Below are 7,091 nucleotides of genomic sequence, written 5' to 3'. Positions count from 1 at the left end.
ACCACAGATTACCCAAGCTCCCCGCATTAGCGGGGAGCTTTTTTTTTGTGACCTATATTTACAGGAATATCTAAAAAGTCATATTTATTAGTAGAATTGTAACTTAATATTTTCCTCGATTACCAAGCCCAATTTTCATAGATCTCCAGAACCAATCTAATGAAAAACGGGTATTTACCTTTCGTCTTTGAAAAACCAATAGTTCATCCGGGAAATCAGCCGCTTCACGCCTTAATTATTGATAAAAATCAGAGAGAAACTGACCTTTGTCATACCTGTCTACTACCAGTGCCTATTAGAAACGGAGGAAACTATGAACTTTAAAATAGTTTCCTCCGTTTATGGCTTAAAATAGTCCTATAGCGTTGGAGATCAAAGAACGAATTCTGTTAAAGGCTGAAGCTTTGTTTTGGAAATTCGGTACCCGCAGTATTACCATGGATGATATCTCCCGGGATATTGGTATCTCCAAGAAAACACTCTATCAGCATTTTACCGATAAGGATGACATTGTGTACCAAGTCATGCACTATCGGCTGGAGAAAAACCGCGAAAACGTAAGTTGCTACATGGCAACGGCTCGTGACCCGATTGAAGAAATCCTGCTGGCGTCGGAGATGATGCGGCAACATTTAGCCGAAATGAATCCTGCCTTGTGGATCGATGTGCAGCGCCATTATCCAAGAGCGTGGGAAGTTTGTACGGAATTCAAAGAGAAGTTTTTGCTCGAATCGATTCGGAACAATTTGAAAAGGGGTATTGAGCAGGCGTTGTACAGACCCGAAATCGATGTAGAGATTATGGCCCGATTGCGAATGGAATTGATACGCATGGCATTTGACACCGATGTGTTTCCCCGGGGCGTAACGGCCATGATAGAAGTTCAGATTCAATTACTGCATCATTTTGTTCGCGGCATACTTACCGAAAAAGGAATCCTTATCTACAACCAATATGTTAAAGAACACCAGAATGACCCCGCTTCTACGACTTTGTAAACCTCTCTATAGTTTAGCGCTGACACTCGGTTTTTTCGGCTCGGCGGTAGCACAGAACCCACGTGAGTTCTCATTGAATGATGCGATCAACTTTGCAACGCAGCAAAATCTGAATGTCAAAAATACGCAGTTGGATGCACTGAGTGCCGAAGCCCGTATTAAAGAAGTCAAAGGACTCGCTTTGCCGCAGGTCAATGTAGCCGGTACGGTTACGTATAATGCCATTATTCAGAAATTTATCTTTCCCGCGGGCGGTTTTGGCGCTCCGGCCGACTCAACCGGCGGTAGTGGCAGCAGCGGAGATGATGTGACGGCCATTCCCTTTGGTGTTAAACTTCAGGGAAACGTTTCGGCCAACGTAAACCAGTTGCTTTTTGATGCTTCGTATAAAATTGGTTTGAAAGCCGCTTCGACCTACCGCGAACTGGCCCAAAAGAACATTACGGCTTCTAAAATCAACGTAGCCGAACAGGTCGCTAAGGCCTATTATGGGGTTCTGGTCAGTGAAGAACGCATGAAGCTGCTGGATTTGAATATTTCCCGGGTCGATACACTGTTGCGCGAAACCCGGGCGATGAATACCCAGGGATTTGTCGAAAAAATTGATGTAGACCGGTTGGAAGTACAGTTAAACAACTTGAAAACGGAACGGCAGAATGTGAAGAACCTGGTCGATTTGAGCTATTATCTGCTGAAGTTTCAGATGGGGTTGCCCATTAACGCGCCCATTCAGTTGACAGATCGGATTGAGACCTACAGTCAGCGTGATCTGGATCGGGCAGCGGTTTTGGATTCGGCTTTTGATTATGGCCAGCGCATCGAATTTTCGACCTTGCAGACGCAGATCAATCTGGCCGATTTGGACCTGCAAAGCATTGCAAAGCAGTATTATCCGCGCCTGACGGCGGCCGCGACGTATGGGCATAACAATGGCCGGAACAGTTTTGGTGATTTCTGGACTACCCAATGGTTCAATTCGGCGGCTATTTCGGTAAACCTGAATATCCCGGTTTTTGACGGGTTTCAGAAGCGCTATGCGGCCCAGCAACGGAAAATAACCGTCGATAAAGCCCGGCAAAGTGGCGAACTGCTCAAGAATTCAATCGATCTGCAAATCCGGCAGGCAACCGTCATGTTGTCGAATAATCTGCAAACGCTCCAGAACCAGAAACGAAATTTGGATCTGGCACAGGAAATCGTGCGGGTAACCCGAATCAAATACAAAGAAGGCGTTGGTTCGAACATCGAAGTATTGAACGCCGAAACCTCTTTTCGGGAATCGCAAACCAATTACTTCGCTTCGCTGCTGGATTATATGATCACGAAAGTCGATCTCGATAAAGCCTTAGGAAAATTGTACACCGGTCAGTAATCTCCCTTCACATTCACACTGTTCAAAGCAGTTTTATTGATAACCCCTATGAAAGCATACTACATCATCGGATTGGCAACCACCTTACTTCTTTCCTGCTCGTCGGAAAAGAAGTCTGATTTGGCTTCTAAAAAGCAGGAATTGGCCGATCTGAAAACGCAGCAAACTGAATTGACTACCAAAATCAAGGCACTGGAGTCGGAAGTGGCCAAACTGGATCCGGCCCAGGCTGAACAGGTAAAAGTAAAAGAAGTAGTGGTGGCGCCCTTATCAGTAACCACGTTCAAGCATTTTGTGGAATTGCAGGGCACGATCGATGCCAAGAATAACGTCCAGGTAACGCCGAAATCGGGCGGGGCCGTAACGGCGGTTTACGTCAAGGAAGGCGATGCAGTAAAAGCCGGTACGGTTTTGGCCAAAATCGATGATCAGATTCTGCGCGAATCCGTTGAGGAAGTTCGTAATCAATTGTCGTTAGCCAACACGGTTTTTGAAAAACAGTCCAGCCTCTGGAAACAGCAAATTGGTACGGAAATTCAGTATCTGCAAGCCAAAAACAACAAAGAAGGGCTGGAGAAACGTCTGGCTACGTTGAACGTTCAATTGTCGCAATCAAGCGTGACCTCGCCGATTTCGGGCATCGTGGATCAGGTGAATGTAAAAACCGGTGAAACAGCTATGCCGGGAATGGGCATTGTGCGGGTGGTAAACCTGTCACAACTGAAAGTGGTCGCCAAAGTAGCCGACTCGTATGCCGGTAGCGTTCGGAAAGGGGATGCCGTCGTTGTTCGTTTCCCGGACATCAACAAAGAACTCACCACCCGCATCAGCTTCGTTTCAACAACCGTTGATCCATTATCGCGGACGTTCAGCATCGAAGCCCCGCTGCCATCGGACAATAGCCTGAAACCGAATATGCTGGCGCAGGTAAAGATCAACGATATTTCAAAAACGAAAACCATTGTCATTGATCAAAATCTGGTTCAAAACACGGAAAATGGCCAACTGGTCTACGTGGCGGTTTCGGAAGGAAATAAAAAAGTGGCCAAAGCCCGTCCGGTAAAAACCGGGTTAAGCTATGGTGGACAAGTTGAAATTATCACCGGGCTGAATTCCGGCGATCAGCTCATAACGCAAGGCTATCAGGAGTTAGTTGATGGACAACAGATAAATTTCTAAAAACAGATCGAAACCCAGATTACGGTTCAATCCGGGTTTCGATCCCATCTAACCAAGGCCATGAAATTTGAACAATACAAAACCCTCGGTTTTACCAACTGGTGCGTCGAAAACCGGACGGCTATTTACATCTTCACGTTCATCATCACGATTGGCGGGCTGTTTGTGTACAATAACCTGCCAAAAGAGCAGTTTCCAGACATCAAAGTTCCACAAATTTATGTCAACACCATTTACCTGGGAACGGCTCCGGCCGACGTTGAAAACACGATTAACAAGCCGATTGAGAAGCAGTTAAAATCGATTTCGGGCGTTAAAAAGATCAAATCGAACGCGTTGCAGGACGTGTCGGTCATCCTGGTCGAATTTAACCCGGATGTTCAGGTGCCGGAAGCGTTGCAACGGGTGCGGGATGCCATTGATAAAGCCAAGCAGGATTTACCCCAGAAAATGGATGCGGGGCCAACAGCGCAGGATGTGAACTTCTCGGAGTTTCCGATCATGAACATCAACCTCGCCGGTAATTTTTCGCTCAAGCGGCTGAAAGAATACGCGGAAGACATGCAGGACGCCATTGAAGCCATGCCGCAGATCAGCCGGGTGGATATTGTGGGCGCACTGGAACGCGAAATTCAGATCAATGTGGATTTGCCCCGGATGCAATCGGCCGGTTTGGCCTTTTTCGACATTCAACAGGCGGTTCAGGGCGAAAACATCAACGTGTCGGGTGGCGAATTGAATGTGGCGGGTGTGCGCCGGACGTTGCGGGTGAAAGGCGAGTTTAGTGAGATGAAGCAGTTGCAAAATCTCCAGATCCGAACTGCAACGGGTGCCACGGTTCGTCTGGGCGATGTGGCCGATGTGCAGGATAGCTTTGAAGAACAGCAGGATTTTGCCCGGCTGGACAACAAATCCGTCGTGACATTGAACGTCATCAAGCGCTCGGGGGCCAACCTGATTGCTGCCGCTGACCAGATTGAAGAAACCATTAAGGAATACAAAGCAAACCGGTTTCCGGCCGGACTCGATATTCGGGTGACGGCTGACCAATCGGAACGAACCCGCGCCGATATTCACGATTTGATCAACACGGTTGTGTTGGGCTTCATCTTTGTGGTGTTGGTGTTGATGTTCTTCATGGGTGTTCGCGACGCTATTTTCGTCGGTTTATCGGTGCCCTTGTCGGCACTGGTAGCTTTTGTCTGTATGCCCATCGTTGGGCCGGCGGTCGGTACCCTGTTTACGCTGAACACCATCGTTTTGTTTGGTTTTCTGCTGGGTCTGGGGCTGGTGGTGGATGATGCCATTGTGGTTATCGAAAATACGCACCGGTTATTCAATGAGCACAAAGACTGGGACATCAAGAAGTCGGTCAAAGCGGCTGCGGGCGAGGTGTTTATTCCGGTATTTTCCGGAACGCTGACGACCATTGCCCCTTTCTTCCCGCTGTTGTTCTGGCCGGGCATTGTGGGTGAGTTCATGAAGTTTCTGCCTTTAACACTCATTCTGACCCTGTTTGCCTCCCTGTTTGTCGCCTATGTCATGAACCCGGTTTTTGCCGTGACGTTCATGAAACGGCACGATGAGGACAATCACGAAGACAACCAGGGCTTTGCCACGATTCGTCGGCCGCTGTTGATTCTGGCGGTTTTGGCCGGCCTGGGCTACGTGATCGACCGGGGCATTGGGAATTTGTTCGTGTTTGTGCTGATTTTGTATGCGTTCAATCACTATGTGCTGACGCCCCGCATTATCGTGCCGTTTCAGGAACGTTTGTTGCCAGCCTTGAAAAATGGGTATCGTAAGCTGATTTCATGGATCTTAACGGGTTGGCGACCAATCTGGACCATCGTTGCGGTATTTATGCTGTTGGTCGGTACGTTTTTTCTGATGGGTGTTTTCCCGCCGAAAGTAATTTTCTTCCCCAGCGGTGATCCGGATTACGTGTACGTCTACAATGTGATGCCGATTGGTACGGATTCGCGCGTGACGGATTCGGTTACAAAAATTATTGAGAAACGGGTCTTCAAGGTACTCGATGAGAATAAAGCGACAGATATTGTAAACTCGGTGATTGCCAACGTGGGTAAAAACGCGGGTGATCCTTTCAACCCCGACCGCTCGGCTACTCCGCATAAATCGAAAGTGACGATTGCGTTTGTTAAGGGTGAAAACCGGCACGGGCTTTCAACGGAAACAATCTTGAACAAAGTTCGGGCAGCCATGCAGGGCATTCCGGGAACCGAGATTTCCGTTGAACGCGAAAACAGCGGCCCACCGACGGGTAAACCGATTGCCATTGAAATTGCCGGTGAAGAATTTGCGACCCTGCAAAAACTGGAAAAACAGCTTCGGCAACGGATTACCGCGTCAGGCATCAAAGGCATTGATCAGTTGAAGTCGGATTTGATTACCAATAAACCGGAAATAGTTATCAACATCGACCGCGATAAAGCCGAGCGTGAAGGCATTTCGTCGTCGCAGATTGCGCTGGCAGTTCGGACGGCTTTGTTTGGTACGGAAGTATCAAAATTCCGGGATGCGAAAGACGAATACCCGATTATGGTTCGTCTGAAACAGGACGACCGCAGCCAGATTGAACGGCTGTTGAGTCTGAACATTGTTTACCGCGACATGAATGCGGGGGGGCAACTTCGTCAGGTTCCGATTCAGTCGGTGGCCAACATTGCCTATTCGACGACTTTCAGCCAGATTAACCGGATCAATCAGGAGCGGGTCATTACGCTCAGTTCGGATGTGGTGCCGGGTTACAATGCCAACGAGATTGTTCAGGAAATTCAGCAATTAGTAACTGATACCGAAGTGCCAAATGGCTACACCGTCCGGATGGGTGGCGAACAGGAGGACCAGCAGGAGTCGATGAACTTCCTGGTGTCGGCTTTCGGATTGGCCATGTTGCTGATTTACCTCATTCTGGCCACGCAGTTCAACTCCGCCGTAAAACCGCTGATTATCTTCTTCACGATTATTCTTTCGTTGATCGGGGTGTTACTGGGCTTTATGGTGACGGGCAAAACGTTCTCGGTTGTCATGTCCGGGGTCGGTATCATCGCCCTGGCGGGGATTGTGGTAAAGAACGGTATTCTGCTGATCGAGTTCATCGAAGAGTTGCGCGGACGCGGCATTCCGCTGCGTCAGGCCATCATCGACGCGGGCGGGATTCGGTTGACGCCGGTATTGCTGACGGCTTCGGCGGCCGTTCTGGGTCTGATTCCGCTGGCGGTGGGCTTAACCGTCGATTTTGTGGGGCTGTTCCGTAATCTGGACCCGCACATCATCATTGGGGGCGACAGCGCCGTATTCTGGAACATCCTGGCCTGGACCATTATCTACGGCTTGACCTTCTCAACGGTGTTGACGCTGGTCATCGTGCCCTGTATGTACTGGGTGAACGAACGGATCCGGGATAAATTCAAGGAAAGAATAGCGAAGAAGGAACGTGAGCCGGAATTGGTAAACGAATAACAAGAGTACTAACTGTAAACCAAAAACCCACAGTGTCTGTTAACGCTGTGGGTTTT

Annotated in this window: 4 protein-coding genes; all 4 read left to right on the top strand. The window is 48.7% G+C overall.

The genetic code is table 11. From position 1 onward, the window contains the following. Positions 1-365 precede the first annotated feature (365 nt). Complete coding sequence (locus FH871_RS28845) at positions 366-998, top strand: TetR/AcrR family transcriptional regulator (protein WP_225309510.1); 633 nt, start codon at positions 366-368, stop codon at positions 996-998. Between the two features lie 73 nt (positions 999-1,071). Continuing rightward, entirely contained in the window at positions 1,072-2,370 is a 1,299-nt protein-coding gene (locus FH871_RS28840) for a TolC family protein (protein WP_229317680.1), read from the top strand. A 48-nt stretch (positions 2,371-2,418) separates the two neighbouring features. Further along, the gene (locus FH871_RS28835; RefSeq protein WP_138994887.1) at positions 2,419-3,549 is read left to right on the top strand and encodes an efflux RND transporter periplasmic adaptor subunit; all 1,131 of its coding nucleotides are present in this window, start codon (positions 2,419-2,421) and stop codon (positions 3,547-3,549) included. 60 nt (positions 3,550-3,609) lie between these two features. After that, positions 3,610-7,035, top strand: coding sequence for an efflux RND transporter permease subunit (locus tag FH871_RS28830; RefSeq protein WP_138994886.1), 3,426 nt, complete (start codon positions 3,610-3,612; stop codon positions 7,033-7,035). Positions 7,036-7,091 lie beyond the last annotated feature (56 nt).

Source organism: Larkinella sp. C7 (genome assembly GCF_006149005.1).
Taxonomy (GTDB): Bacteria; Bacteroidota; Bacteroidia; order Cytophagales; family Spirosomataceae; genus Larkinella.
Note: the sequence above shows the minus strand (reverse complement) of the source record. Positions and strands in the feature narration are given on the sequence as shown.

Bases quoted from the DNA above. Each gene is read 5' to 3' on its own strand.
- FH871_RS28835 (WP_138994887.1), top strand. From the start codon at position 2,419: ATGAAAGCATACTACATCATCGGATTGGCAACCACCTTACTTCTTTCC.
- FH871_RS28830 (WP_138994886.1), top strand. From the start codon at position 3,610: ATGAAATTTGAACAATACAAAACCCTCGGTTTTACCAACTGGTGCGTC.